A 24,908-nucleotide genomic window follows, 5' to 3' on the forward strand; every position below is an offset into this window, starting at 1 on the left:
GCGGTGGCGCCGGTCAGCCCAGCAGGAGCGCCACGGCGAGCCCGGCCATCACGACGGCGATGGCCCCCTCCAGTACCCGCCAGGCGCCGGCACGGGCGAGCAGCGGCGCGAGACGCCGCGCACCGGCGCCGAGCGCGGTGAACCAGACCACGCTCGCGAGGGCGGCTCCGGCGCCGAATACCCAGCGGTTCGGGTGCTGTTGGGCCACCCCGCCGAGGAGCAGCACGGTGTCCAGGTAGACGTGGGGGTTGAGGAACGTGAAGGTGGCGCAGGCGAGCAGGGTCGCCCCCAACGTTGCCGGCGGCCGCTCGGTGGGCAGCAGGCCGCCGGGTCGCAGGGCACGGCGGGCGGCGAGCGCCGCGTAGCAGAGCAGGAACGCCGCGCCGCCCCAGCGGATCGCCGCGAGCAGACCTGGTCGCCCGGTCACCAGCGAGCCGAACCCGGCCACCCCCGCCGTGATCAGCAGGGCGTCCGAGGTGGCGCAGGTGAGCACCACGGGTACGACGTGCTCGCGGCGCAGGCCCTGTCGGAGGACGAACGCGTTCTGGGCGCCGATGGCGACGATGAGGGCGATGGAGATCGAGAAGCCGGCGACGGCGGAGGTGAGCACGGGTCGACGCTAGAGCGGAGCACCATCGGCAGTCCAACTAAAGATTCTCACGAAACGTAAGCTCTCCTGATGGACGGTCTCGACTCGGCGCAGCTGCGGACACTCGCCGCCGTGGTGGCCGAGGGCAGCTTCGACGCGGCGGCCCGACTCCTGCACCTCACCCCGTCGGCCGTGAGTCAACGGATCAAGGCGCTGGAGGAGACCGTCGGGCAGGTGCTGGTCCGCCGGGCCCGCCCGTGCGTGGCGACCGACGCCGGCCGCCCGCTGCTGCGCCTCGCCGGCCAGCTCACCCTGCTCGAACGGGAGGCCCTGGCCGACGCCGGCGGGTCACTGGCCGGCCTCGGGCGCGTCCGGGTCGCCGTGGTGGTCAACGCGGACTCGCTGGCCACCTGGTTCCCCGCCGCGCTGGCCCGACTGCCGCGACGGGCCGGGCTCTTCTTCGACCTGCGGCAGGACGACCAGAACCACACGGCCGAGCTGCTCCGGGACGGTTCCGTGACGGCCGCGGTGACCGCCCAGCGGGAGGCCGTGCAGGGCTGCCGGGTGCTGCGGCTGGGTGCCATGCGCTACCGGGCGCTGGCCACCCCGGAATTCGCCGCCGCCCACTTCGCCGACGGGTTCGGCGCTGCCGCGCTGGCCGCCGCCCCGATGATCGTCTTCGACCGCAAGGACCGGGTGCAGCACCGGTTCGTCGAGGCGGTGGCGGGCCAGCCGCTCGACCCGCCGGTGCACTACGTGCCGTCGGTGCCCGCCTTCAGCGAGACGATCCGGCTCGGGTTGGGCTGGAGCCTGGTGCCGGAGCAGATCGCCGAGGCCGACCTGGCCGCCGGCCGCTGCGTCGACCTCGCACCCGGCCGACACCTCGACGTCCCGCTCTACTGGCAGCACTGGCGGCTGGAGTCGGACGTCCTCAACGACCTGACCGCCGCCGTCCGCGCGGTCGCCGCCGAAAACCTCCGCTGACCGCCGACGGCGGAGCGCTCAGGCGATGGTGCAGATCGCGGCACCCGCGGTGATCACCGCGCCGACCTCGGCCGAGAGCCCGCTGACCGTACCCGCCTTGTGGGCGTGCAACGGCTGCTCCATCTTCATCGCCTCCAGCACCACCACGAGGTCGCCCTCGGCCACGGTGTCGCCGTCCGCCACCGCGATCTTGACGATGGTGCCCTGCATCGGCGAGGTCAACGCGTCGCCGCTGACCGGAGCGCCGGCCTTGGCGCCCCCGCCCCGCCGGCTCGGCTTACGGGAGGCTGGTGCCGCGGTGGTCGTACCCCCGCCGAAGCCGGCGGGGAGGCTGACCTCGAGCCGCTTGCCACCCACCTCGACCACGACGGTCTCGCGGTCGGCCGGCGCCTCGGCGGCGCCGGCGGCGGCGGTGAACGGCGGCACGGTGTTGTCGAACTCGGTCTCGATCCACCGGGTGTGCACGGTGAACGGCTCGGCGGTGAACGCCTCGTCCCGCACGACCAGCCGGTGGAACGGCAGGGCGGTGGCCATGCCGTCGACCACCATCTCGTCGAGCGCCCGGCGGGCGCGCTCCAGCGCCTCGGTCCGCGTCTCACCGATGATGATCACCTTGGCGAGCAGCGAGTCGAAGTTGCCGCCGATCACGTCCCCGGCCGAGATGCCGGTGTCCACCCGCACGCCCGGGCCGGTGGGCAGCCGCAGCGCGGTGACGGTGCCCGGGGCGGGCAGGAAGTTGCGGCCCGGGTCCTCGCCGTTGATCCGGAACTCGATGGCGTGCCCGCGCGGCGTCGGGTCCTCGGTGATCCGCAGCTTCTCGCCGTCGGCGATCCGGAACTGCTCCCGGACCAGGTCGATGCCGGCGGTCTCCTCGGTGACCGGGTGCTCGACCTGGAGTCGGGTGTTGACCTCCAGGAAGGAGATCGTGCCGTCCCTGCCGACCAGGTACTCCACGGTGCCGGCGCCGTGGTAGCCGGCCTCCCGGCAGATCGCCTTGGCGCTGTCGTGGATCTGCGCCCGCTGGGCGTCGGTGAGGAACGGCGCGGGGGCCTCCTCCACGAGCTTCTGGTGCCGCCGCTGCAACGAGCAGTCCCGGGTGCCCACCACGATCACGTTTCCGTGCTGGTCGGCGAGGACCTGCGCCTCGACGTGCCGGGGCTGGTCCAGGTACCGCTCGACGAAGCACTCGCCCCGACCGAACGCGGCGACCGCCTCCCGGGTGGCCGACTCGAAGAGCTGGGGGATCTCCTCCATGGTGCGGGCGACCTTGAGACCGCGCCCACCGCCACCGAAGGCGGCCTTGATGGCGACCGGCAGACCGTGGTCGACGGCGAACGCCATCACCTCGTCCGGGCTCGCCACCGGGTCCGGGGTGCCGGGGACCAGCGGGGCGCCGGCGCGCTGCGCGATGTGCCGCGCGGTGACCTTGTCACCCAGGTCGCGGATCGCCTGCGGGGTGGGGCCGATCCAGGTCAGCCCGGCGTCGATGACCGCCTGGGCGAAGTCGGCGTTCTCACTGAGAAACCCGTAACCCGGGTGTACGGCATCGGCGCCGGCGCGGGCGGCCACGTCGAGCAGCTTGTCGATGCGCAGGTACGTGTCGGTCGCGCTGTCCCCGCCCAGCGCGTACGCCTCGTCCGCGAGGGTGGCGTGCAAAGCGTCACGGTCGGAGTCCGCGTACACGGCGACGCTGCCGAGGCCGGCGTCACGGCAGGCGCGGATGACCCGGACGGCGATCTCGCCGCGGTTGGCGATGAGTACCTTGCGCACCTCGTGGCTCCTCCCGGGAAGTTACTGACCGGGAGTGTATCGGCCACCCGCGCCGGCCCTAACGATCGCTCAGTGTGGGATGGGGCACTGAAGTTAGTCAAACTTGGCTATTACGCTTGTGGGGTGTCTGCGACTCGGATGATGATCCTCGGTCTGGTGCGGTGGATGCAGCCCGTGCACGGCTACGACGTGCGCCGTGAGCTGCTGAGCTGGAGCGCCGACAAGTGGGCGAACGTGCAGCCCGGTTCGATCTACCACGCGCTGCGCAAGCTCACCGAGGAAGGGCTGCTGCGTGCCGTCGCCACCGAGCAGGTGGGCGCTCGTCCGGCCCGGACCACCTACGAGGTGACAGTCAAGGGCGAGGACGAGTTCGAGACGCTGCTGCGCAACTCCTGGTGGAACCTCGTCGAGCCGGCCGACCCCTTCGCGGTGGCCTTCTCCTTCCTGCCCGCCATGCCGCGCGCCGAGGCCGCAGCGGCCCTGCGCAACCGGGCCAATCTGCTGCGCGCCGGTGTCGAGTCGATGCGCGCCTCCCTGGAATCGGACTGGGTGCGTAACCGCAAGCCGGCGCACGTGGGTTGGATGTTCGAGCTGTGGGCGGCGCGGGCGGAGGCGGAGATGGGGTGGTGCGAACGGATCGCGGAGCGGATCGACTCCGGAGTGTCGTACCTGCCTGCTGAGCTGGAGAACGTCGAGGGTTGGTCCGGGTGGAAGCAGCGCCAGGAGGCGCGACCTTCGACAGACACGGAATAATCAACGTTGACTACAAGAGTTATATCGCGTTAGCCTGCTGTCGGCACAGCGGGGGAGTGCGCCGTCCGGCGTCGTCCCACCCGACGGCCGGTTCGACCGGCCCGACCGACCAGGAGCAGAAATGATCGAGACCAGGGGGCTACGGAAGTCGTTCCGCTCCCGCGCGGGTCGAGAGACGAAGACGGTTGACGCCGTGCGGGGGGTCAACCTCGAGGTCGCCGAGGGCGAGATCTTCGGCTTCCTCGGCCCGAACGGCGCCGGCAAGACCACCACGCTGCGGATGCTCGCCACGCTGATCGAGCCGGACGGCGGGGAGGCCACCATCGCCGGGGCCGACCTGCGCAAGGACCCGGCGGAGGTGCGGCGTCGCATCGGGTACGTCCCACAGGGCGGCAGCACCTGGGACGAGTCCACCGCCCGCGAGGAGCTGGTGCTGCACGCCCGCATGTACGGCATCGGCAAGGCCGACGCGCAGAGCCGCGCCGTCAGCGCCCTGGAAGCCTTCCAGCTCATCGAGTACGCCGACCGCAAGTGCAAGACCTACTCCGGCGGTCAGCGCCGGCGGGTCGAGATCGCGCTCGGCATCATCCACGAGCCGAAGGTCGTCTTCCTGGACGAGCCGACCACCGGCCTCGACCCGCAGAGCCGCGCGCACATGTGGGACGAGATCCGGCGCCTGCGCCGCGACGGAATGACCGTCTTCATCACCACGCACTACCTGGACGAGGCCGACGCGCTCTGCGACCGGATCGCGATCATGGATCACGGCGAGGTGGTGGCCGAGGGCACCCCGGCCGAGCTGAAGAGGGAGATCTCCGGCGACGTGGTGCTGGTCGGCCTCGACCTGGCCGCCACCCCGCAGGCCGCGCAGACGCTCGACGGCGAGCCGTACGTCAACAAGCTGGAGACCGCCGACGAGGGCGGCCTGCGTCTCTACGTCGACGAGGGCGCCACCGCCATCCCGCAGGTGCTGCGCCGACTCGACCACGCCGGGCTGGAGCTGCGCTCGATCGAGCTGCACCGTCCCAGCCTGGACGACGTCTTCCTCACCAAGACCGGCCGCTCGCTGCGCGAGTCCTGACCACCGGAGACGACTCTCATGAAATTCGCCCGTGACACGTGGCTGATCTTCCAGCGCCAGACCCAACTCCTGCTGCGCAACCCGGTCTGGGTCTTCGTCGGCGTCTTCCAGCCGGTCATGTACCTGCTGCTCTTCGCCCCACTGCTCAAGCCGGCGCTGAACGCACCCACCCAGGCCGCCGCCTACAAGATCTTCGTACCGGGTCTGCTGGTGCTGCTGGCCATCTTCGGTGGCCTGTTCCAGGGCTTCGGCCTGATCGCCGAGCTGCGCGCCGGCGTCATCGAACGCTCCCGGGTCACCCCGATCAGCCGGCTCGCCCTGCTGCTCGGCCGCTCACTGCGCGACGTGGTCTCGCTCATCGTGCAGGCCGTCATCATCACCCTGCTGGCACTCCTGTTCGACCTGCGGGTGTTCATCGGTGACCTGCTGCTGGCGTACCTGATGCTCGCCCTGATCGCGCTCATGACCTCGGCCGTCTCGTACGGCGTCGCGCTCAAGGTCAAGAGCGAGGACGCGCTGGCCCCGCTGATGAACACGGTGGCGCAGCCGGTGCTGCTGCTGTCCGGCATCCTGCTGCCGCTGACCTTCGCGCCCGGCTGGTTGCAGGGCATCGCCGACTGGAACCCGTTCTCCTGGGCGGTCGACGGCACCCGGGCGCTGTTCGCCGGCGACCTGGGCAGCGACAAGGTCTGGCAGGGCTTGACCATCACCGCCGTGCTCGCCGCGTTGGGCGTCTTCTGGGCCGCCCGCCAGTTCGCCCGCAGCGTCCGCTGACGGGTCGCACGCACCGGGGTGCCCCTTCGTCGTCGCGGGGGCACCCCGATCCGCGTGCGGGTCGTCGTGTCAGTGCACCCGGGCGAGGGTGAGACCGTCCGCGATCGGCAGCATCACCGGATCCACCCGTACGTCGGCCAGCACCTCGTCGTTGAAGGCGGCGATGGCCCGGTCGTTGGCGTCCCGCGGGGCGATCACCCGACCACCGCGCAGCACGTTGTCGACCGCGATCACCCCGCCCGGACGCATCCGGGGCACCAGCTCCGCCCAGTACACCGGATAGCCGGTCTTGTCCGCGTCGATGAACGCGAAGTCCAGGTAGCGCTCGTTCGGCAGCTCCCGCAGCGTCTCCCCGGCCGGGCCGATACGCAGGTCGATCCGGTCCTGCACACCGGCCCGTGCCCAGTAGCGCCGGGCGATGCCGGTGAACTCCTCGGAGATGTCGAAGCAGGTCAGCCGCCCACCGTCGGGCAGCCCCCGCGCGATCGCGAGCGACGACAGTCCGGTGAACGTGCCGACCTCCACGGCCTGCCGTACGTCGAGCAGCCGGGTGAGGAACGTCAGGAAGGCGGCCTGTTCCGGGGCCACCTGCATGGTGGCGTGCTCCGGCAGAACCGACCGGGTCTCCTCGGCCAGGTCCCGGATGATCTCGTCGGGCGGGGCGCCGTGCGCGACCAGGTACGCGTGCAGCTCGTCGGTGAGCGGAATCGACTTGGTTGTCATGACCGGACGTTACCGAGCGGCTCCACGGATTGGCCGCCCGGCGCGACCTTCGTCCACAAGTCTGTGATCCGCAGATCCAACTCGGCGAGGAGGCGGCGCAGCAGCGGCATCGACAACCCGACCACCGTGCCCGGGTCGCCCTCGATCCGCTCCACGAACGGCCCACCCAGCCCGTCGATCGTGAACGCGCCGGCCACCGCCAGCGGCTCCCCACTCGCCACGTACGCGGCGATCTCGTCGTCACTGATGTCGGCGAAGTGGACGGTCGTCGAGCCGACCGCCTCCGCGCGCCGCCCGGCGACCACGTCGATCAGGCAGTGCCCGCTGTGCAGGACGCCGCTGCGCCCCCGCATCCGCTGCCACCGCCGGGTCGCGTCCGCCGGATCCGCCGGCTTGCCGAGGATCTCCCCGTCGAACGCCAGCACCGAGTCACAGCCGATCACCAACGTTCGCTGCTCGGCGCCGGTGCCGGCTGGCCCGGTCGGGCTGCTCGGCCCGGTCGGGCTCAGCCGGGTCAACACGGCCTGCGCCTTGAGCCGCGCCAACTCCAGGCACAGATCCTCGGCCCGGTCCGTCACCACCAGCGACTCATCCACCCCGCTGACCAGCACGTCCGGCTCGATACCGGCGGCGCGGAGAGTCTTACGACGGGCAGGGCTCGCCGACGCGAGCACGAGGCGGAGAGGCAAAGATTCAGACACGGATCCGACGCTACCGGCTGCGGGGCGGCACACCGTGCCCGCCACGTCGTTGCAGCGGGCCGCTGCCCTCGTCCAGCGTCCCGTGTCGGTCAGCGACTGATTCTGGGCGGGGGATCATCACCACGCCGCCGACGTCGCGCCACCAACGCCCAACCGACGCCAGCGGCCACGATCACCGCGAGAGTGACCAGGCCGCGAGCCGTCGCGCCATCACCGTCGTTACCGGGTCGAGCGCCAGCCGTCGTGCTCGTCCCAGCGCTGGCCGGAGCGCTTGCCGACTCAAAACCCAATGGGGGTACGTCGGCCGTCAGTGCCGCCACAAGATCGATGACGCCATACCCGTACTCGTCGTCACGACCCGGCGGCCCCTTGTCGACGGCCGTGGCCGTGATCCGATGCGCCACCTCCCGCGCCGGCAGGTAGGGGTACTTCGACCTGATCAACGCCGCAGCTCCCGCGACAATGGCCGTCGCGTCCGAGGTGCCAGTGCCCTTGCGGTACTTGCCGTTGATGCTCGTGCTGTAGATGTCAACCGATGGCGCAACCACGTCAATCTCTGGCCCGGTCACGGACTCGGCAGCTCGGTTGCCATCGCGATCGATTCCACCGACGGCAATGACGCCAGGGTACGAGGCCGGAAAGCTGACATACCGGTCACGAGGCAGATTGCCTGCCGCCGCGATCACAAGGACGTCCGCTTGTATGGCACTTTCCACGGCTTTCTGTAGGTTCAAATTTGGCCCAGCGACAGAAGAGATGCTGACGACCTTCGCCCCGCGAGAGACGGCATATTCGATTCCCGCAGCGAGGTCGTCGCTGTCGCCTTCCGCATCCGTCACTTGGATCCGAATAGGTAGAACGTTGGATTCTGGGGCGATGCCAAGCGCTCCTAGATTGCCGCCACGTCCATGCGCAGCTATCAGGCCGGCCATTCCTGTGCCGTGGCTACTTAAATCGGCTTTACCGTTACCAGTGCCGTCAGAAGTGACGTCTGTGCCGGAAATAAGGTTGCCTTGCAGATCGGGATGATCGTCTACGCCGGTGTCTGGCACTGCCACAATGACCCCAGTGCCTCGGCTGATCTTAAGCGCATCGTTCACACGAAGATAGTTCAAATGCCACTGATCGCCGCGAATTCTCTCGACTTCTTGACCTTCAGGCGCGGCAGTTGCAACTAAAGCCAGCGGGAGTTGCAGTACGACGATGGCAGCGCTCGCACTGACGATGGCCGCCGTCCAAGCGGCAAGAGGCTTACCGGTCAAAGCCGATGGCAGGGCCGGGGTCGATGGGGCCCTGATTTTCTGGTGGACGGACCACTGGCTCGACGCCCTGGTCAATTTCCCACGGGTGGTCAGGATCCCAAGGACGACTCTTGTCACGGTCGGGTTCCCGTAGGCTCGAACGAGACACGCCGCTGCCTGGAGGGTTCAAGTTCGGGCTGCCGCCAAATGGCGTGAATCCGCTGGAGAGGCCGACACTGCGGCCGCTGCCTGGTCGCGATCCCGCTCCGCCTGTAGGTCCAGTGCCGGCGCCCCCGCCGCCTATCACGCCGCCGACCGGGTTGACACGACGAGGTGTTGGGCTTGCGCCTGGCTGCCCAATTCCAACTCCGGGTATTCCCCCGATCAGACCGCCAGGTGGCATTGAACGCGGTTGCGCTGCCGGCATTGTATGCGGTGGTGTATTGCCTCCGGCCGGGCGGTTGATTGGAGGGAGCTGCGAACGAGCGCCTCTTGGCGGACCGGCAAGAGGGGCGACTCCAGGGGGGAGGGACTGCGGTCCGAGAGTGGATGCTGACCCTGCTGGCGTTGGTGATGTGGATCCAAAGCCTGAGCCGCCGTTCGTCGCCATGCCCGGCAACCCGCCACTTGAGGCGCCGAGTATAGGCCCGGAACCTGGAGCATTCGGCATGGAAACAGGTTGGGTTCTCAAGGCCGGTCTACCTTCGGAGCGCTTCCGCGGCGGTACGGACACGATTGGAGGAATGACTGGACCGCTACTTTCGCCGTAGACATCCGGGTTCGCCTGGTCGGCGACTGGCTTGCCTTTCGGTGGTGGTGGTGGTTTTTGGAGGGTTGCTTGGGCTTGTTGGAGTTCGCCGCTGAGGCCGAACATCATCCCCCGAGCCTGTACGTTCAGCCGTTCCAGTTCGGCGTCTGAAACGGGTGGCTCGGTCATCCGGTTACCCATGATCGCCTTGGGGTCGGCCGCCGTCGTCTCGTACGCCTGCTTCTGTTGGAGTTTGTCGGCGTACTCCTCATAGATCTTGCGGAGCGCGGCGCGGGTGGTGCCGATGGCCTGGGTTGCGGCGGACAGCGCGGTGTAGTTGGCGGCTGCGGCGTCGTGGGTGTGCCGCACCTTGTCGATGAGTTCGTCGAGTTGGGCGAGGTACGTGCCCGAGGCGGCGCTGGTTTCGGGCGGCCACACTGCCGCGAGCCCTCGCCGGTACTCCTGGAGCCGGCCGAGGTGGATCTGTGCCAGGTCGCAGACCTTGCGCCAGCCGGCGACCTGTTTCCAGTGGTTGGCGGTGTCGTGGTCCTGGAGGCACGCCCACATGCTGTTGACGTCCATGAGCTGCCAGTCGGTGCCGGCGGTGCGGCTGTTGCCCCGTTCGATCATGGGAGGACCACCGGGCCGCTGGGGTCGCGGAGCATCGGTGCGGGTGTGGGGGTGTGTGGCAGCACGGCGCCCGGGTCGGCGAGGGCCTGTTGCACGTCGACGACCCGGGCGGCGGAGAAGGCGTCGGTGTCGGCGTACCGGGTGGCGACCCGGTCGGCGGCTGCGGCGAGGTGGCCGGTGGCGCCTCGGACGGCGTACACCATGTCGGCGGTGGCCTGCTGTGTCTCGTGGTGTGCGTGCAGGAAGGTGACCAGCTCGACGAAGGCGTCGCAGGGGTTGGGGATTTCGGCGGACATGTCGGCGGCGATGTACGGCAGGTGCGGCGCGTAGTTGCGCTCGACCTCGGCGGCGAGCTGGTCGGCGAACTCCCGGAGTTGGCGGATGTCAGCTTCGATGCCGCCGTAGTTGCGCAGCCAGGGTGCTGGCCCATCCTCTTCGGGGATCATCGATCCTCCCTACGCGTCACGGCACCGTTTCCCTGAGTGAGGTTAACGGCTCGACGCGACCCTGGCAGCCCCCGCGCGGCGGGTCGTGTCAGCGGGGGAGACCGGCGGTGCGCCAGGTGTCCCGGCTGGCGGGTCGGGCGCTGCGGGCCCACGCGGATGCGGTCGTCGGCGCGGGGGCGGTGGCCGGGCGGGACCGGACGACGATGGCACCCACCAGGGCTGCCAACTCCTCCGCGGTGGGCACGCCGCGAACGACCCGGAACAGCGGCTCTTCGGCAGACATGCCGCCAGGGTACGCGGCCGGAAGTTACGGGGAACGCACAGTGGCGTGCCGGCGGTGTGACGGTCGGGCGGTCCGGGTACCGTCTCACCGATGTCGAACGCGCTTCCCCAACTCGTCGCTGACCGATACCGGCTTCTGTCGCCGCTCGGCCAGGGCGGCATGGGTCGGGTGTGGAAGGCGCGCGACGAGGTGCTGCACCGGGACGTGGCGATCAAGGAGTTGGTGCCGCCGCCCGGCCTCACCGACGAGGAACGCCGCGAGATGCGGGAACGCTCCCTGCGGGAGGCGCGGGCCATCGCCCGGCTCAACCACGCCAACGTCGTACGCATCTTCGACGTGCTGCGCACCGACGGCGACCCGTGGATCGTCATGGAGTACGTGGCGTCGAAGTCGTTGCAGGACACGCTCGCCGAGGACGGCCCGGTGCCGGTGGCTCGCGCGGTCGAGATCGGCCTCGGGGTGCTGGGCGCCCTCAACGCGGCCCACAAGGCGGGCGTCATGCACCGCGACGTGAAGCCCGGAAACGTGCTGCTCGGCGAGGACGGCCGGGTGGTGTTGACCGATTTCGGTCTCGCCACCATCCCGGGCGACCCGAACGTCACCCGCACCGGCATGGTCCTCGGCTCGCCCGCGTACATCTCGCCCGAACGGGCCCGGGACGGCACCGCCGGGCCGGAAGCCGACCTGTGGTCGTTGGGCGCGACGCTCTACGCGGCTGTCGAGGGCAAGTCGCCGTACGCCCGGCCGTCGGCGATCGGCACCCTGGCGGCGCTGGCCACCGAGCCGATCCCGCCGCCGAAGAACGCCGGCCCGCTCAAGGCCGTGCTCAACGGGCTGCTGCGCAAGGACCCGAACGAGCGGATCAACGCGGAGGTGGCGGAGCGGCTGCTGCGCCGCGCCGGCGGCAAGCGGTCGCGCTCGATCTCACTGCTCGACGGCGTACGCCGGCCGGGGCCGAACGGTCCGCGCGAGCCGCGCGTGCCTGTCGTGCCGGCCCCGCGACCCGCCGAGGATTCCACGAGCCGGCCGGTGTCGCCGCCGCCGGTCGCCGCCGCCGAGACCTCCGCCGACGCGACGCCGACGGCCACCGTGCCGTCCGGTGCCGACGCCGCGCCTACCGCGCTGGTGCCGGCCGAGCCCACCGCGACGATCGACCCGCCGGCCACGCCGGACGCCGAGCCCACCGCGCCCGTCGCGGCCGCGGCCGGCACCTCCGGCGACGGTACGACGACCGACGCTGACGACGACGAGCCGACTGTCGTGGACGGTCCACCGGTGGCGCCGGAGCAGCGCAAACCGTCGACTCCGACATCGGTGATGCCTCCGGTGAGTCCGGCCGGGCGCGCGGCGGTGCCGCCCTTGGACGGCACGAAACCGAACAACACCCGGCGTAATCTCCTGATCGGCGCCCTGGTGGCCGTGCTGCTGATCGGCCTCGTGGTGATCGTGCCGATGCTCACCAAGGGTGAGGACGACACTCCGCAGGCCGGCCCGACCGGGGCTGCCGCGACGTCCGCGCCGGCACCGACGAGCCCCCCGGCGGCGCCCCCGCCGACGAGCGGCGCTCCCAGCCCGACCGCGTCGGCCACGCCGTCGGTCGACCCGAACGCGCTGCCGGCGGGCTGGAAGCTGCACAAGGACCCGGCAGGCTTCACCCTGCCGATCCCCGACGGGTGGGTGCGCAGCCAGCCCAAGAGCGACCAGGTCGTCTTCGACCAGTCGAACGGGCCGGGCGAGCTGCTGGTGCAGTGGACTCCCAACCCGAAGGACGACGCCTACGCCGACTGGCAGAGCATCGAGGGTGGCCGCAAGAAACTCGTCACCGACTACAAGTTGATCGGGATCAAGCGGTGCACGTTCTGGAAGACCTGTGCCGACTGGGAGTGGTTGGAGACCCGGGACGGGCAGCGGATCCACGTCCGTAACCGGGGTTTCGTGACGGCCAGCAACCGCGGGTATGCCATGCGGTGGGAGGTCGCGGAGAAGGACTGGCAGGCCAACCTGCCGAACTTCGACCGGATCGCCAAGGGTTTCGTGCCCGACCGCAAGGACTGAAAATTGATTCGCATGACCTTCCGTCGTCCGGGGTAATTGACCTTCGACGACGGAAGGAGGTACGACATGGGTTACCGACGGAGGGACGCCCGGCCCCGGCTGGCACTGTGGATGCTGGTCGCGTTCGGCGACGCGGTCCTGCTGCTGGTCGCCGTGGGGGTTCCGGCGCTCATCGCATTTCTCAGCGTCGTGGCCGTTGCCGTCTGCGGGGTCGGCGCGTGGCGGCTGACCCGGCGGGGTGCACTGACTCCCGATGAGACTCCGGTGCCGGCGATGAGCCGACGGCGGGCCTGACCCGAAACCGATTGTGTGGCGGCAGCCGGACCGATTGTCGACCGTGTGGTGACCGTCGATCCCGCTGCCGCCAACGGCTCGATCAGGTGTTGTTGGCCAGTGCGATCAGCCGGCTGCGGTCACCGTTCCAGTAGTTGCGGTCCACGTTGCCGCTGATCCCGGAGACGGCTCCCGTGCTGGTGTACTGCCAGAAGCTCCACACCGACGCGCCGGCCGGCAGGGCGCCGGGCGCGCTCGCCCAGCGGGCCAGCCAGAGCGGGTGGTTCGCCCAGGGGCCGGTCCAGCTGCCGGTGCACTGGTTCCACCAGCTCGTGGTGGTGTAGATGACCGCGTACCGGCCGGTGCGGGAGCGGTAGGTGTTCAGGAAGTCCTGCACCCAGTTGCGCATCCCGGTCGTGCTGAGCCCGTAGCAGTAGCCACCGGCGTACGGGTTGCCCTCGATGTCCAGCGCCGCCGGCAGGGTGCGGCTGTCCGCCGACCACGCGCCCCCGTTGGACGCGAGGTAGTTGGCCTGGGTGGAGCCGGCGGAGATGTTCGGCCGGGCGAAGTGGTACGCCCCGCGGATCACCCCGGCGTTGTAGGCGTTCACGTAGTTCGCGTTGAAGTTCGGGTCCTTGTAGCTGGTGCCCTCGGTCGCCTTGATGAAGGCGAACTGGACGCCCGCGTTGCGGACGCTGGTCCAGTTGATCGAGCCCTGGTAGCGGGACACGTCGACGCCGGGGGTGGTGGCCGCCGCCGCCGGGCCGGCGGTCACGACGAGGGTCGCCGCCGCGGTGGCGAGGACGGTGAGGCCGGCCGCGAGTACGCGGCGCAGCGGTGAGTCGGTACGGGCCATGAGTGCCTCCAGATGCGCCTGTCTATTGACGCCCATCTTTGGAGGTTACTGCCCTAGATCACAAGAGTTGTCGAGGAAACTTTCATCGACGGGTGTCGGTGGCCTGCCGCAACCGCGGGGAACGATCAGCCGTCGCAGTGGCGGCGAGCCGGTGCGTCGGAAGCGGCACCGAACGCCGCCGGTAGGCTCGCGCCCCATGATGTCGATCGACGGGCTGGGCGAGAAGTGGGACACGCTGTTCGGCGCGCAGCCGGACCCGCCCCCGCTGCTGGTGCTGATCACCGCTGCCGTCGCGCTGGTGGTGGTTTCCACGCGGCTGCCATGGCGGATCGCCCGCAACGCCATCACCATCGCCCACGAGGGCGGACACGCGCTCGTCGCCCTGCTCACCGGCCGTAAGCTGCACGGCATCCGGCTGCACTCGGACACGTCCGGGCTGACCCTCTCCGCCGGTCGACCCACCGGGCCGGGCATGATCCTCACCCTGCTCGCCGGCTACGTCGCCCCGCCGCTCGTCGGGCTTGCCGGCGCCTGGCTGCTCGGCGGTAACCGGATCACCCTGCTGCTCTGGGTGGCGGTGGCGCTGCTGCTCGCCATGCTCGTCATGATCCGCAACGCCTTCGGCGTGGTGTCGGTGCTGGTCACCGGCGCGCTGGTGTTCGCCGTCTCCTGGTACGCCACCCCGCAGGTGCAGGCCGCGTTCGCGTACGCCGGGGTGTGGTTCCTGCTGTTGGGTGGGGTGCGCCCGGTGGTGGAGCTGCAACGCCTGCGCTCCCGTGGCCGGATGCCCGCCTCCGACGCCGACCAGCTCGCCGGGCTCACCCCGTTCCCGGCGTTCTTCTGGGTCATGGTCTTCGCCCTGGTCAACCTCGCGGCGCTGATCGCCGGCGCGCTCCTGCTCGCCGGCCCGTTCCTCACCGACGCCGGCCTGACACTCTGACCGCACGGGGCAGAATGAGGGCCATGCGATACGTGATCATCGGGGCGGGCGCGGTCGGCGGAACCATCGGCGTACGGCTGGCCCAGGCCGGACGGGACGTGACCCTGGTGGCGCGTGGAGCGCACCTGGAGGCGATCCGCGCGCGGGGTCTGACGCTGCGCCAGCCCGACGGTGAGACCACCGCGCGGCTCACGGCGGTGGACCGGCCCACCGACCAGCCGCTGCCAGCGGACACCGTGCTGGTCCTCACGGTGAAGTCGCAGGACACCGCCGGTGCGTTGGCCGCCTGGGTGGATGCGCCGGTGGTCGGCGGCGGCACGGCGGGCGAACGGCTGCCGCTGGTGACCGCGCAGAACGGGGTGGCGAACGAGCGGGCCGCGCTGCGGCTCTTCGCCGACGTGCATCCCGTCTGTGTCTGGCTGCCGGCCACCCACCTCGACCCGGGCGTGGTGGTGGCGAACGGGTACCCGCATCCGGGGATGCTCCACATCGGTCGGTACCCGGACGGCGCCGACGACACCGACCGGGCCGTCGCCGCCGACCTGACCGACGCCGGCTTCGTCGCGCCGGTACGCGACGACGTGCAGCGCTGGAAGTACGGCAAGCTGCTCAGCAACCTCGGCAACGGCCTCCAGGCGCTGCTCGGCGGGGACGTCCCCGACGCGCTGGCCGAGCGGGTACGCGCCGAAGGCGTCGCCGTACTCGCCGCAGCGGGCATCGCGCACACCTCCCCGCAGGAGGAGAAGACCGAACGCGGCGACCTCGTCGGGCAGCGCCCGGTGGCCGGTGAGGACCGATCCGGCGGCTCCACCTGGCAGAGCCTGGCCCGGGGCGCCGCCTCCACCGAGGTCGACCACCTCAACGGGGAGATCGTCCTGCTCGGACGTCTGCACGGCGTACCGACGCCCGCGAACGCGGCAGTGCAGCGCGCGGTACGCCGCGCGGTCCGGGAGGGCATCGGGGCGGGGGCGTTCCCGCTGACCGAGTTGGAGAAGATGACCGCCTGAGCGGGGCAACCGACGACCCCGCCCGGCGCGTGTTCCCTGCGACCGACACGGGGAGGTAGCGGGTGCCGGACGTCGACGGGTTCGACGAGTTCTACCGGGGGAGCCGGCAACGGCTGCTCGGGTTCGTCTACGCCCTGACCGGCGACCGGATCGAGGCGCAGGACGCCGTGCAGGAGGCGTACATCCGGGCGTGGCAGCGCTGGTCGACGGTCAGCCGGTACGACGACCCGGAGGCGTGGGTGCGGGTGGTGGCCAGCCGGGTCGCGGTCAGCCGGTGGCGCAGCCTGCGCAGCCGCGCGCGGGCGTACCTGCGGCACGGGGCCACCGAGTCCGTTCCCGGGCCGGGCACCGACACCGTCGAGGTGGTCGCCGCGCTGCGCCGCCTGCCCGAGGAGCAGCGCACCGCCATCGCCCTCTACTACCTGATGGGCATGCCGGTCGCCGAGGTGGCCCGGGAGACCGCGGCCCCGGTGGGCACGGTCAAGGCCCGACTCTCCCGGGGGCGTGTCGCGCTCGCCGGTCTGCTCGCCGTCTCTGATCTGGAGGAGGCCACCGATGCGTGACGAACTGGCGTTCGTCGAACGGATCCACCGGGAGTTGAACGACGTGCGCTGGCCGGAGCCGCAGGAGATCCGCGCCCGGGCCCGGCGGCGCAGCCGGCGCACCATCGTGGTGGCCACGGTCGCGCTCACACTCGTGGGGGGCTCCGCCGCCGCGCTTGCCGAAGGTGGCCGAGGGCCGGTGCGGACTCCGGTCGCCGCGGCCACGCTGACACCGGCGCGTGGTGAGATCGTGGACGACTCGCTGCTGCGGCCGACCGACCTGGCGCAGGCGGCCCAACGGGAGCTCAGCCAGTCCGGGCTGGGGGAACCCATCCTCGTCGACCACCTGCTGGGCTACTGCCGCGAGAGTCAGGGGCTCACCCCGGTCTGGAAGACGTCCCGCTGGTCACGGTCGCAGACGCTGCTGCGGGAATACCGGCAGGGCGCCGCCACCCTCGGCGGCGTGCTGCTCACCCAGGACCTGTACCGGGTGACTCCGGAGCTGGCGAAGTCGTTCCTCGCCGACCTGGACGGCATGGTGGCCCCGTGCGCCGAGTGGCGCGGCGTCGGGCCGTACGAGGTGGCGGGGGAGACGGGCGTGGGGGAGGCGGTGCACCGGTGGGCGGTGGTCGACCGGAACTTCGCGGGCGACGAGGCCTCGTTGGTGCGGCACACCGTGTCCCGGTCGACCGGTGCGCCAGCCGGCGACGAACCGCAGTCGACGAGCACGGCGATCGTCCGGGTGGGTGATCTGATCGCCGTGCTCAGCGTCGGCCAGGACGGCACCGAAGCAGACCTGCGCCGGTTGGCGACGGTCGCCGCCGGGCGGATGTGCCTCGCCGCCAACCCTTCCTGCTGACCGGATCGGATCAGAGCGGGATGTTGCCGTGCTTCTTCGGCGGCAGGGTCTCCCGCTTGGTGCGCAGGACACGCAGCGCCCGGACGATCTGGGTACGCGTCTCGTGCGGCGGGATCACCGAGTCGATGTAGCCGCGCTCGGCGGCCACGTACGGGTTGGCCAGGGTGTCCTCGTACTCGGCGATCTTCTCGGCGCGGACCGCCGCCGGGTCCTCGGCGCCGGCCAGCTCGGAGCGGTAGAGAATGTTGACCGCGCCCTGCGCACCCATCACCGCGATCTGCGCGGTGGGCCAGGCGAAGTTCAGGTCCGCGCCGAGGTGCTTGGAACCCATCACGTCGTACGCCCCGCCGTACGCCTTGCGGGTGATCACGGTGACCTTGGGGACGGTCGCCTCGGCGTACGCGTAGATGAGCTTGGCGCCCCGGCGGATGATGCCGTCCCACTCCTGGCCGGTGCCGGGCAGGAAGCCGGGGACGTCCACGAAGGTCAGAACCGGGATGTTGAACGCGTCGCAGGTGCGGACGAACCGGGCGGCCTTCTCCGAGGCGGCGATGTCCAGGGTGCCGGCGAAGTGCATCGGCTGGTTGGCGACGACGCCGACCGGGCGCCCCTCGACGCGGCCGTAGCCGACCACGATGTTCTGCGCGTAGAGCGGCTGGACCTCCAGGAACTCCCCGTCGTCCAGGACGTGCTCGATGACCGTGTGGATGTCGTACGGCTGGTTCGCCGAGTCCGGGATCAGTGTGTCCAGTTCCCGGTCCTCGTCGCTGATCTCCAGCGCGGCGGGGGCCTCGACCACCATCGGCTCGTCGAGGTTGTTCGACGGCAGGTACGACAGCAGCGCCTTGACGTAGTCGACCGCGTCCTCCTCGTCGGTGGCGAGGTAGTGCGCGTTGCCGCTGCGCGAGTTGTGCGTGCGGGCGCCGCCCAGCTCCTCCATGCCGACGTCCTCGCCGGTCACCGTCTTGATCACGTCCGGGCCGGTGATGAACATGTGCGACGTCTGGTCGACCATCACGGTGAAGTCGGTGACCGCGGGGGAGTAGACCGCCCCGCCCGCGCACGGTCCCATCACCAGCGAGATCTGCGGGATGACGCCGGAGGCGCGCACGTTGCGGAAGAAGATCTCGCCGTAGAGGCCGAGCGAGACGACGCCCTCCTGGATGCGGGCGCCACCGGAGTCGTTGATGCCCACCACCGGGCAGCCGATCTTCATGGCCAGGTCCATGACCTTGACGATCTTCTCGCCGAAGACCTCGCCGAGGGAACCACCGAAGACCGTGAAGTCCTGGGCGAAGACGCAGACCTGCCGGCCGTCGACGGTGCCGTAGCCGGTGACCACGCCGTCGCCGTACGGGCGGTTCTTCTCCAGGCCGAACGCCGTGGAGCGGTGTCGGGCCAGTTCGTCGAGTTCGACGAAGGAGCCCTCGTCGAGGAGCATCTCGATCCGCTCGCGGGCGGTCTTCTTGCCGCGGGCGTGCTGCTTCTCGACCGCGCGCGCCGACCCGGCGTGCACCGCCTCGTCGACCCGGCGCTCCAGGTCCGCCAGCTTGCCCGCAGTGCTGTGGATGTTGGTCCCGGTCTCGGTAGTCACCCAGGGAATATAACGATGGTTCAGGTCGCCGCGGCTGTGCAGTACGCCTCAGTGCCTCCCCGGGCGTCGCCGTAGGCTGACGGGATGCCGGGCTCCCCGTACACCGATCTGGATCGCCCGCCGTTGTCGGCGGCCCGGCTGCGGCGCGCGCTGGTCGCGCCGAACGGGCCGTGGTCCCGGCTGGAGCTGTACCCCGAGACCGGCTCCACCAACGCGGACGTGGCCGAGGCCGCCGCCGCCGGTGAGCCGGAGGGCCTGGTGGTGGTCGCTGAGCGGCAGACCGCTGGGCGGGGCCGGCGCGGCCGGGTGTGGCAGTCGCCGCCGCGCGCCGGCATCGCGACGAGCGTGCTGCTGCGGCCCGGCGAGGCCGTTCCGGACCGCGGCTGGCCGGTGGCACCCCCCACGGGGTACGGCTGGCTGCCGCTGCTCGCCGGCGTCGCGCTGGTCGAGGCGGTGGCCCGGCTGGCCGAGCTGGACGCCACCCTGAAGTGGCCGAACGACCTGCTGATCGGCGACGCGAAGTGCGCCGGGGTGCTCGCCGAGGCGGTGCCGGGCCGTTCGGCGGCACAGCCGCCGGCCATCGTGCTCGGCATCGGGCTCAACGTGACGCTGCGCGCCGACGAGCTGCCGGTGAACCCCACCGGGCTGCCGGCGACCTCACTGCAACTGGCCGGGGCGGCGGCCACCGACCGCGACCCGCTGCTGCGGGCGCTGCTGCGTTCGGTCGCCGACTGGTACGACCGCTGGCGGGCGGCGGGTGGCGACGCGGTGGCGAGCGGCCTGCGCGACGCCTACCTGGAAGTCTGCGCCACGATCGGCCGTGAGGTACGCGTCCTGCTGCCCGACGGTGAGACCCAGCTCGGCACCGCCACCGGCGTCGACAACGACGGCCAACTCCAACTGACCACCCCCACCGGCCCCCGGGTCCTGGCCGCCGGAGACGTCCTCCACCTGCGCTGACCCTCGCCCCCTCCCCGGCGATCGCGCACTCTGTGTGGTGGCGTAACGGGACGAAAGCCGCGTAACGGCGACCAGGAGTGCAAGATCGTGGCGATCGGGGTGGGGCCGCGTGGCGGATGCCGTGGTGGGGGTTGGGGGGTTTACGGTCTGCGCGTCGAGAAAATGGCGTTGGAGGTTGTCGTGGCGTTTCCCGAAGACGTGCTCACCAAGGACGAGCACGTCGTGCTGCACCTGCACCCGCACTGGAAGGCGCTGATCCGGCCCATCGCGGTGCTGGTGCTGGCCATCGCGGCGGTGGTGGTCGGCGTTCTCCTGCTGCCCGAGAGCAGCGGCGGTTCGATCGCGCTGGCCGTGATCGGGGTGATCGCCCTGGTCGCGGTGCTCTGGCTCGGTCTGTGGCCGTTCCTCGTCTGGCGTACCACCCACTACCTGTTCACCAACGAACGCGTGCTGCTTCAGCAGGGTGTCTTCTCCCGGGACCGGCGGGACCTGCCGCTCACCCGGATCAACGACCACTCGATGAACCAGCACTTCGTGGAGCGGCTGCTCGGCTGCGGCACGCTGACCATCGAGTCGGCCGGCGAGCGCGGCCAGTCGGTGCTGGCCGACGTGCCCGGGGTCAGCCGGGTGCAGACCACCCTGTACGAGCTGGTCGAGGCGCAGCACGACAAGCACTCGCTGGGCGACGGGGAGATGCGCGACATCCTCGCCGACATGCGCGAGGGCAAGCCGCTGCGCGACACCACCACCTGATCCCGAACGGCGGAGATCGTTCCGGCGTACCCGCCGGGGTGGTCTCAGCCGGTCGGCCCAGGCACCGAAGTGCGGGTCGTGGGAGTCCCGTGCGGCGCAGCCCCGGCCGGCTCGGCCGCGGTCGGCTGGGACGCGTCGGCCCCGGGCGGGCCAGGCTGGGCGCGGCCGGATTCGGTCGGGTCGTCCCCGGTCGGGTTGTCCCCGGTCGGGTCGTCCCCGGTCTCGTCGTCCCCGGTCGGGTCGTCCTCGGCCGGGCGCAGGGCGAACCAGCCACGGAACCGGGTCCGCAGCACCTCCTGCTCGGGTCGGCCGTCCGGGCCGAGGCGGAGCATGGTGCCGGTGAGAGTGGCTGTACCGAGCCCGGGTCGGGCGGTCGACGGCCGCGCACCCATCACGTCGACCCGTACGGCGAGCCGGTCCCCGGCGCGTACCGGGGCGAGCCAGCGCAGTTCCTCCAGGCCGGGGGAGGCGTCCGCCGCCGCCCGGGACAGCAGGTGGTCGACGTACGCCCGCATGAAGAGGCTGACCGTGTAGAAGCCACTGGCGATCACGCCGCCGTGCCGGCTGGCGGCGGCCAGCTCCTGGTCGACGTGGTACCACTGCGGGTCGAACCGGCGGGCGAAGGCAACCATCTCGTCGCCGTCGACGGTGACCACCCCGAGGTCGACGGTGAGCCCCGGGACCAGGTCTTCGAAGAACAGCTGTGCGGGAGTCCCGGTGCCGGAGCGGGCGGCTGACGTGGTCACCGGCGGGGTGAGCGGCGGGTGCCGGCGTGCAGTTCGGCGGCGAGTTCCGCGTCCAGGTCGGCTGCGAGGCCGGCGGCCAGCGGCGTGGGCCGGCCCTGCACGGGTGTTGCGGTCGGACCGGCGACCGGGTCCGGACGGTCGTCGGCCGCCTGCGCCTCTTCCAACTCGGTGACTGATTCGGCGAGTTCGGCGACTGGGTCCATGCCGGCCATGGTGTCCCATTCGTCGCGCGGGATGTCGTGCCAGGTGGGCTCGGTCTTCGTCTCCTCCTCGGCCGGTACGACCGGCTGGAAGACGAACGTCCGGTAGGACCAGAACCGGAACAGTGTGGCCAGCAGGACGCCTGCGGTCTTGGCCACGTTGAGCGCGAGGAGTCCGTGGACGCCGAGCCCGTACTTGGCCGCCGCCACGGCGCCGAGTTCGATGAGCAGGCCGGCCCCGTTGAAAAGGAAGAACAGGACGTACTCTCGGCGAAGTGCCGATTTCGGGCGATCCCGGTACGTCCAGTGGCGATTCATCAGATATGACGTGATCGTGGCGACGAGGGTCGCGATCACGGTCGCCTTCAACTGACCGTTGACGAAAACGGTAAGTGCAAGGACATTGAACACCGCGTAATTGATGACGGTGTTGATGCCGCCGACGATGCCGAACTTGAGCGCCTCGTGGATGAACTTCTGCCAGCGCTCAGGCAGCAGACGGACAAGACGCATGCGAAACACCTTAGGGCAGTCGGAGAGGCCGGCGATCACCGGCAGGGACGGAGTGGGCGGCAGGTCACGCCCCGTGGTCACGGTCGTGCTTCACCTGCGGAACGGTCGGGGTTCCCGCTTCGACGAAGACGAACCGCCGGTAGGACCAGAATCGGAACAGCGTCCCCAGGCCCGTGCCGACGACGAAACTGGCGATGTTGTCGGCCAGCTGCGTCTGGAACACGGCAGGCCAGATGCTGCCCAGCCCGTACCGGCTGACCGCCAGGCAGGCCACCGCGATGCCGAGACCGACCGCGTTGAAGAAGAAGAACAGCGCGTACTCCCGGGCGGGGTTCTTGCGCTGGCGGTGTCGCCACGTCCAGAACCGGTTCCCGACGAAGGCGACGGTGGCCGCGATCACGGTGGAGATCGTCTTCGCGGTCACCTGCTCGACCCCGCGGGCCGTGGTCAGGTAGTTGAACAGCGCGAAGTCGAGCAGGAAGGCGATGCCGCCCACCGTCGCGAACTTGCTCAACTCGCGGAAGAGGTGACCGAAACGGTCGAGCAGCGCCCGAAGGGGACCCCGTCGGGTCTGCCGGGGGCCCGGTTGCTCCCCGGTCATCGTGGCGGCCACGGGCCGAGCCTACCGGCTGCTGACCAGTCAGCGGGGGAGCAACGACGAGTGGACGTCGACGCTCGTGCCGGCCGATCACCGGGTGCGCCACCGTTGTACAGAGCGTAACCAAGTGGGATGACTGACACGCCGCCGAACGGGAATCCACGGACCGGTCGGCGGGGCAGTGCCGAGACCGACCGCACCTCACGTCGGCCGAGGTGCACAACAAGATTTGCGTGAAACTGCGCGGGAAAGCGGGTATCAGATCGTGATGCCGCAGCGTGGCCGTACCTTGTGCAGTTCTTCACAACCAGTCCCACTGACTCGGAAGGCTGCCCGGTTTACGCTGAGGCCAATCCCAGGTTTCCACGAAGCGACGCATCGCGCCGCTGAGTCTCGTGCATCCCATAGATCGGTCAGCGTCGACCACAAGGAGATGTGTCATGGTTGCTCCGGCTGTTGTGCGGGGTATCGATCAGGCCCCGACGTCCCATCCGAAACTGCTCGCCTGGGTCCGTGAGGTCGCAGAACTGACCACCCCCGACCGGGTCGTGTGGGTGGACGGGTCCGACGACGAGTGGCGCCGCCTCACCGATGAACTGGTCGAGGCCGGCACGCTGATCCGGCTGAACCCCGAGAAGAAGCCCAACTCGTTCTACGCGCGCACCGACCCGACGGACGTCGCGCGGGTCGAGGAGCGCACCTTCATCTGCTCCGTCGACGAGGCGGACGCCGGCCCCACCAACAACTGGATGGCGCCGGCCGAGATGAAGCGGACGATGACCGAGTTGTACCGCGGCTCCATGCGGGGCCGCACCATGTACGTCATCCCGTTCGTGATGGGTCCGGTCGAGGCCGAGAGCCCGATGTTCGGCGTCGAGATCACCGACAGCCCGTACGTGGTCGCGTCGATGCGCATCATGACCCGGATGGGCGAGAAGGTGCTCGAGGCGATGGGGAACGACGCGGACTTCGTGCACGCGTTGCACTCGATCGGCGCACCCCTCGCACCGGGCCAGCAGGACGTGGCGTGGCCGTGCAACGAGACCAAGTACATCTCGCACTTCCCGGAGACCCGGGAGATCTGGTCGTACGGCTCGGGTTACGGCGGCAACTCGCTGCTCGGCAAGAAGTGCTACTCGCTGCGGATCGCCAGCGTGATGGGGCGGGACGAGGGTTGGCTCGCCGAGCACATGCTGATCCTCAAGATCACCTCGCCGGAGGGCAAGGTCCACCACATCGCCGGAGCCTTCCCCTCGGCCTGCGGTAAGACCAACCTGGCCATGGTGGAGCCCACCATCCCGGGCTGGAAGGTCGAGACCATCGGTGACGACATCGCCTGGATGCGGTTCGGCCCGGACGGCCGGCTCTACGCGGTCAACCCGGAGTACGGCCTGTTCGGCGTCGCGCCCGGCACCGACTGGAAGACCAACGCGAACGCCATGCGCACGCTGGACCGGGGCAACTCGATCTTCACCAACGTGGGCCTCACCGACGACGGCGACATCTGGTGGGAGGGCATGGGTGAGCCGCCGGCGCACCTGATCGACTGGAAGGGCAACGACTGGACGCCGGAGAGCGAGGGCCTCTCCTCGCACGCGAACAGCCGTTTCTGCACCCCGATCACCCAGTGCCCGATCCTCGCCGACGAGTACTTCGACCCCAACGGCGTACCGATCGACGCGATCCTCTTCGGTGGCCGCCGCAAGGACACCATCCCGCTGGTGACCGAGGCCCGCGACTGGGTGCACGGCGTCTACATGGGCGCGACGCTCTCGTCGGAGACGACGGCCGCCGCGTCCGGCGCGGTCGGCGTGGTCCGCCGGGACCCGATGGCGATGCTGCCGTTCATCGGCTACAACGCCGGGGACTACTTCCGGCACTGGATCGAGATGGGCAAGGGCGCCGACGGCGACGAGGCGAAACTGCCGAAGATCTACTACGTCAACTGGTTCCGCAAGGACCCGGACGGCTCGTTCCTCTGGCCGGGCTTCGGGGAGAACTCCCGGGTGCTCAAGTGGATCGTCGAGCGGATCGAGGGCAAGGCCGACGCGGTGGAGACGCCTGTCGGCATGGTCCCGGCACCCGACGCGCTTGACGTCGAGGGCTTGGACATGACTCCGGAGGACGTCCGGATCGCGCTCAAGGTCGACCCGGACGAGTGGCGCGAGGAGCTGCCGATGATCACCGAGTGGTTCGAGAAGTTCGGTGACAAGCTGCCCGGCGTGCTGTGGGCCGAGCTGGACGCGCTGCGCGCCCGCCTGGACGCCGCGCAGCCGCAGCGGTAGGTGT

At 70.4% G+C, this 24,908-nt stretch carries 25 protein-coding genes and 2 pseudogenes; 13 read left to right on the top strand and 14 right to left on the bottom strand.

Annotated elements, in window-relative coordinates; all coding sequences use genetic code 11:
* Positions 1-13: 13 nt before the first annotated feature.
* Complete coding sequence (locus tag ABZS77_RS05075) at positions 14-610, bottom strand: LysE/ArgO family amino acid transporter (RefSeq protein WP_354817441.1); 597 nt, start codon at positions 608-610, stop codon at positions 14-16.
* A gap of 69 nt (positions 611-679) precedes the next feature.
* Here ABZS77_RS05075 and ABZS77_RS05080 point away from each other — a divergent pair, with 69 nt between their 5' ends.
* On the top strand, positions 680-1,573 hold the full coding sequence (locus ABZS77_RS05080; protein ID WP_354817444.1) for a LysR family transcriptional regulator ArgP: 894 nt from the start codon (positions 680-682) through the stop codon (positions 1,571-1,573).
* An 18-nt stretch (positions 1,574-1,591) separates the two neighbouring features.
* On the opposite strand, the gene ABZS77_RS05085 is transcribed toward ABZS77_RS05080, so the two are convergent.
* Complete coding sequence (locus ABZS77_RS05085; RefSeq protein WP_354817447.1) at positions 1,592-3,343, bottom strand: biotin carboxylase N-terminal domain-containing protein; 1,752 nt, start codon at positions 3,341-3,343, stop codon at positions 1,592-1,594.
* Between the two features lie 138 nt (positions 3,344-3,481).
* Between ABZS77_RS05085 and ABZS77_RS05090 the strand changes: the two genes are divergently transcribed.
* The 3 genes from ABZS77_RS05090 (at position 3,482) to ABZS77_RS05100 (ending at position 5,951) form a co-directional block, all read left to right on the top strand.
* Positions 3,482-4,096 (top strand): PadR family transcriptional regulator, encoded by a 615-nt coding sequence (locus ABZS77_RS05090; protein ID WP_354819528.1) that lies wholly within the window; start codon positions 3,482-3,484, stop codon positions 4,094-4,096.
* A 121-nt stretch (positions 4,097-4,217) separates the two neighbouring features.
* Positions 4,218-5,177 carry an ATP-binding cassette domain-containing protein gene (locus ABZS77_RS05095; protein WP_354817450.1) on the top strand — a complete coding sequence of 320 codons (960 nt, stop codon included), beginning with the start codon at positions 4,218-4,220 and terminating at the stop codon, positions 5,175-5,177.
* An 18-nt stretch (positions 5,178-5,195) separates the two neighbouring features.
* Positions 5,196-5,951: an ABC transporter permease gene (locus ABZS77_RS05100; protein ID WP_354817453.1), complete on the top strand. Its 756-nt coding sequence runs from the start codon at positions 5,196-5,198 to the stop codon at positions 5,949-5,951.
* 69 nt (positions 5,952-6,020) lie between these two features.
* Here the strand turns inward: ABZS77_RS05100 and ABZS77_RS05105 are convergent, their stop codons facing one another.
* The 6 genes from ABZS77_RS05105 to ABZS77_RS05130 form a co-directional block, all read right to left on the bottom strand.
* A complete protein-coding gene (locus tag ABZS77_RS05105) occupies positions 6,021-6,674 on the bottom strand; it encodes an O-methyltransferase (protein ID WP_354817456.1) in 654 nt (217 codons plus the stop codon).
* Positions 6,671-7,375, bottom strand: a complete 705-nt coding sequence (locus ABZS77_RS05110) for a Maf family protein (protein WP_354817459.1) — start codon at positions 7,373-7,375, stop codon at positions 6,671-6,673. The genes ABZS77_RS05105 and ABZS77_RS05110 overlap by 4 nt, the downstream gene beginning before the upstream one ends.
* An 89-nt stretch (positions 7,376-7,464) precedes the next feature.
* The gene (mycP, locus tag ABZS77_RS05115; RefSeq protein ID WP_354817462.1) at positions 7,465-8,637 is read right to left on the bottom strand and encodes a type VII secretion-associated serine protease mycosin; all 1,173 of its coding nucleotides are present in this window, start codon (positions 8,635-8,637) and stop codon (positions 7,465-7,467) included.
* Positions 8,627-9,994, bottom strand: coding sequence for a hypothetical protein (locus tag ABZS77_RS05120; protein ID WP_354817465.1), 1,368 nt, complete (start codon positions 9,992-9,994; stop codon positions 8,627-8,629). The genes mycP and ABZS77_RS05120 overlap by 11 nt, the downstream gene beginning before the upstream one ends.
* On the bottom strand, positions 9,991-10,440 hold the full coding sequence (locus ABZS77_RS05125) for a hypothetical protein (protein ID WP_354817468.1): 450 nt from the start codon (positions 10,438-10,440) through the stop codon (positions 9,991-9,993). The genes ABZS77_RS05120 and ABZS77_RS05125 overlap by 4 nt, the downstream gene beginning before the upstream one ends.
* Before the next feature lie 88 nt (positions 10,441-10,528).
* Positions 10,529-10,723: an acyl-CoA carboxylase subunit epsilon gene (locus ABZS77_RS05130; RefSeq protein WP_354817471.1), complete on the bottom strand. Its 195-nt coding sequence runs from the start codon at positions 10,721-10,723 to the stop codon at positions 10,529-10,531.
* Between the two features lie 90 nt (positions 10,724-10,813).
* Between ABZS77_RS05130 and ABZS77_RS05135 the strand changes: the two genes are divergently transcribed.
* Positions 10,814-12,778, top strand: a complete 1,965-nt coding sequence (locus tag ABZS77_RS05135) for a protein kinase (protein ID WP_354817474.1) — start codon at positions 10,814-10,816, stop codon at positions 12,776-12,778.
* A gap of 66 nt (positions 12,779-12,844) precedes the next feature.
* Positions 12,845-13,072 carry a hypothetical protein gene (locus ABZS77_RS05140; RefSeq protein ID WP_354817477.1) on the top strand — a complete coding sequence of 76 codons (228 nt, stop codon included), beginning with the start codon at positions 12,845-12,847 and terminating at the stop codon, positions 13,070-13,072.
* An 82-nt stretch (positions 13,073-13,154) separates the two neighbouring features.
* Here ABZS77_RS05140 and ABZS77_RS05145 read toward each other — a convergent pair whose 3' ends face one another.
* A complete protein-coding gene (locus tag ABZS77_RS05145) occupies positions 13,155-13,907 on the bottom strand; it encodes a GH25 family lysozyme (protein WP_354819531.1) in 753 nt (250 codons plus the stop codon).
* Positions 13,908-14,103: 196 nt separating this feature from the next.
* On the opposite strand from ABZS77_RS05145, the gene ABZS77_RS05150 reads away from it, so the two are divergent.
* From ABZS77_RS05150 to ABZS77_RS05165, 4 genes are all read left to right on the top strand, one after another.
* Positions 14,104-14,847 (top strand): M50 family metallopeptidase, encoded by a 744-nt coding sequence (locus ABZS77_RS05150; RefSeq protein ID WP_354817480.1) that lies wholly within the window; start codon positions 14,104-14,106, stop codon positions 14,845-14,847.
* Positions 14,848-14,870: 23 nt separating this feature from the next.
* Complete coding sequence (locus ABZS77_RS05155; RefSeq protein ID WP_354817483.1) at positions 14,871-15,854, top strand: 2-dehydropantoate 2-reductase; 984 nt, start codon at positions 14,871-14,873, stop codon at positions 15,852-15,854.
* Between the two features lie 62 nt (positions 15,855-15,916).
* Complete coding sequence (locus ABZS77_RS05160) at positions 15,917-16,417, top strand: sigma-70 family RNA polymerase sigma factor (RefSeq protein WP_354817486.1); 501 nt, start codon at positions 15,917-15,919, stop codon at positions 16,415-16,417.
* Positions 16,410-17,255, top strand: a complete 846-nt coding sequence (locus ABZS77_RS05165) for a hypothetical protein (protein ID WP_354817489.1) — start codon at positions 16,410-16,412, stop codon at positions 17,253-17,255. Before ABZS77_RS05160 ends, ABZS77_RS05165 begins: the two co-directional genes overlap by 8 nt.
* A 10-nt stretch (positions 17,256-17,265) precedes the next feature.
* On the opposite strand, the gene ABZS77_RS05170 is transcribed toward ABZS77_RS05165, so the two are convergent.
* A complete protein-coding gene (locus ABZS77_RS05170) occupies positions 17,266-18,849 on the bottom strand; it encodes an acyl-CoA carboxylase subunit beta (protein WP_354817492.1) in 1,584 nt (527 codons plus the stop codon).
* Between the two features lie 84 nt (positions 18,850-18,933).
* Between ABZS77_RS05170 and ABZS77_RS05175 the strand changes: the two genes are divergently transcribed.
* Complete coding sequence (locus ABZS77_RS05175) at positions 18,934-19,809, top strand: biotin--[acetyl-CoA-carboxylase] ligase (RefSeq protein WP_354817495.1); 876 nt, start codon at positions 18,934-18,936, stop codon at positions 19,807-19,809.
* Positions 19,810-19,989: 180 nt separating this feature from the next.
* A complete protein-coding gene (locus ABZS77_RS05180) occupies positions 19,990-20,562 on the top strand; it encodes a PH domain-containing protein (RefSeq protein WP_354817498.1) in 573 nt (190 codons plus the stop codon).
* Between the two features lie 44 nt (positions 20,563-20,606).
* Here the strand turns inward: ABZS77_RS05180 and ABZS77_RS05185 are convergent, their stop codons facing one another.
* The 4 genes and pseudogenes from ABZS77_RS05185 to ABZS77_RS05200 all read right to left on the bottom strand — a co-directional run.
* Positions 20,607-21,308 carry a MaoC/PaaZ C-terminal domain-containing protein gene (locus tag ABZS77_RS05185; protein WP_354817501.1) on the bottom strand — a complete coding sequence of 234 codons (702 nt, stop codon included), beginning with the start codon at positions 21,306-21,308 and terminating at the stop codon, positions 20,607-20,609.
* Entirely contained in the window at positions 21,305-22,021 is a 717-nt protein-coding gene (locus tag ABZS77_RS05190; protein ID WP_354819534.1) for a GtrA family protein, read from the bottom strand. The genes ABZS77_RS05185 and ABZS77_RS05190 overlap by 4 nt, the downstream gene beginning before the upstream one ends.
* Positions 22,022-22,085: 64 nt before the next feature.
* Positions 22,086-22,652: pseudogene (locus ABZS77_RS05195) on the bottom strand (GtrA family protein); the annotation flags it as partial.
* A 179-nt stretch (positions 22,653-22,831) separates the two neighbouring features.
* Positions 22,832-22,924: pseudogene (locus tag ABZS77_RS05200) on the bottom strand (GtrA family protein); the annotation flags it as partial.
* A 135-nt stretch (positions 22,925-23,059) separates the two neighbouring features.
* Between ABZS77_RS05200 and ABZS77_RS05205 the strand changes: the two are divergent.
* Complete coding sequence (locus ABZS77_RS05205; protein WP_354817504.1) at positions 23,060-24,904, top strand: phosphoenolpyruvate carboxykinase (GTP); 1,845 nt, start codon at positions 23,060-23,062, stop codon at positions 24,902-24,904.
* Positions 24,905-24,908: the final 4 nt, after the last annotated feature.

The sequence above is a fragment of the Micromonospora sp. NPDC005298 genome (assembly GCF_040607375.1).
Taxonomy (GTDB): domain Bacteria; phylum Actinomycetota; class Actinomycetes; order Mycobacteriales; family Micromonosporaceae; genus Micromonospora.

Excerpts from the sequence above, each read along its gene's own strand:
- ABZS77_RS05135 (WP_354817474.1), top strand. The coding sequence starts at position 10,814 with ATGTCGAACGCGCTTCCCCAACTCGTCGCTGACCGATACCGGCTTCTG.
- ABZS77_RS05095 (WP_354817450.1), top strand. The coding sequence starts at position 4,218 with ATGATCGAGACCAGGGGGCTACGGAAGTCGTTCCGCTCCCGCGCGGGT.
- ABZS77_RS05155 (WP_354817483.1), top strand. The coding sequence starts at position 14,871 with ATGCGATACGTGATCATCGGGGCGGGCGCGGTCGGCGGAACCATCGGC.
- ABZS77_RS05090 (WP_354819528.1), top strand. The coding sequence starts at position 3,482 with ATGATGATCCTCGGTCTGGTGCGGTGGATGCAGCCCGTGCACGGCTAC.
- ABZS77_RS05150 (WP_354817480.1), top strand. The coding sequence starts at position 14,104 with ATGATGTCGATCGACGGGCTGGGCGAGAAGTGGGACACGCTGTTCGGC.
- ABZS77_RS05145 (WP_354819531.1), bottom strand. The coding sequence starts at position 13,907 with ATGGCCCGTACCGACTCACCGCTGCGCCGCGTACTCGCGGCCGGCCTC.
- ABZS77_RS05205 (WP_354817504.1), top strand. The coding sequence starts at position 23,060 with ATGGTTGCTCCGGCTGTTGTGCGGGGTATCGATCAGGCCCCGACGTCC.
- ABZS77_RS05130 (WP_354817471.1), bottom strand. The coding sequence starts at position 10,723 with ATGTCTGCCGAAGAGCCGCTGTTCCGGGTCGTTCGCGGCGTGCCCACC.
- ABZS77_RS05125 (WP_354817468.1), bottom strand. The coding sequence starts at position 10,440 with ATGATCCCCGAAGAGGATGGGCCAGCACCCTGGCTGCGCAACTACGGC.
- ABZS77_RS05120 (WP_354817465.1), bottom strand. The coding sequence starts at position 9,994 with ATGATCGAACGGGGCAACAGCCGCACCGCCGGCACCGACTGGCAGCTC.
- ABZS77_RS05175 (WP_354817495.1), top strand. The coding sequence starts at position 18,934 with ATGCCGGGCTCCCCGTACACCGATCTGGATCGCCCGCCGTTGTCGGCG.
- ABZS77_RS05105 (WP_354817456.1), bottom strand. The coding sequence starts at position 6,674 with ATGACAACCAAGTCGATTCCGCTCACCGACGAGCTGCACGCGTACCTG.
- ABZS77_RS05100 (WP_354817453.1), top strand. The coding sequence starts at position 5,196 with ATGAAATTCGCCCGTGACACGTGGCTGATCTTCCAGCGCCAGACCCAA.
- ABZS77_RS05080 (WP_354817444.1), top strand. The coding sequence starts at position 680 with ATGGACGGTCTCGACTCGGCGCAGCTGCGGACACTCGCCGCCGTGGTG.
- ABZS77_RS05190 (WP_354819534.1), bottom strand. The coding sequence starts at position 22,021 with ATGCGTCTTGTCCGTCTGCTGCCTGAGCGCTGGCAGAAGTTCATCCAC.
- ABZS77_RS05165 (WP_354817489.1), top strand. The coding sequence starts at position 16,410 with ATGCGTGACGAACTGGCGTTCGTCGAACGGATCCACCGGGAGTTGAAC.
- ABZS77_RS05140 (WP_354817477.1), top strand. The coding sequence starts at position 12,845 with ATGGGTTACCGACGGAGGGACGCCCGGCCCCGGCTGGCACTGTGGATG.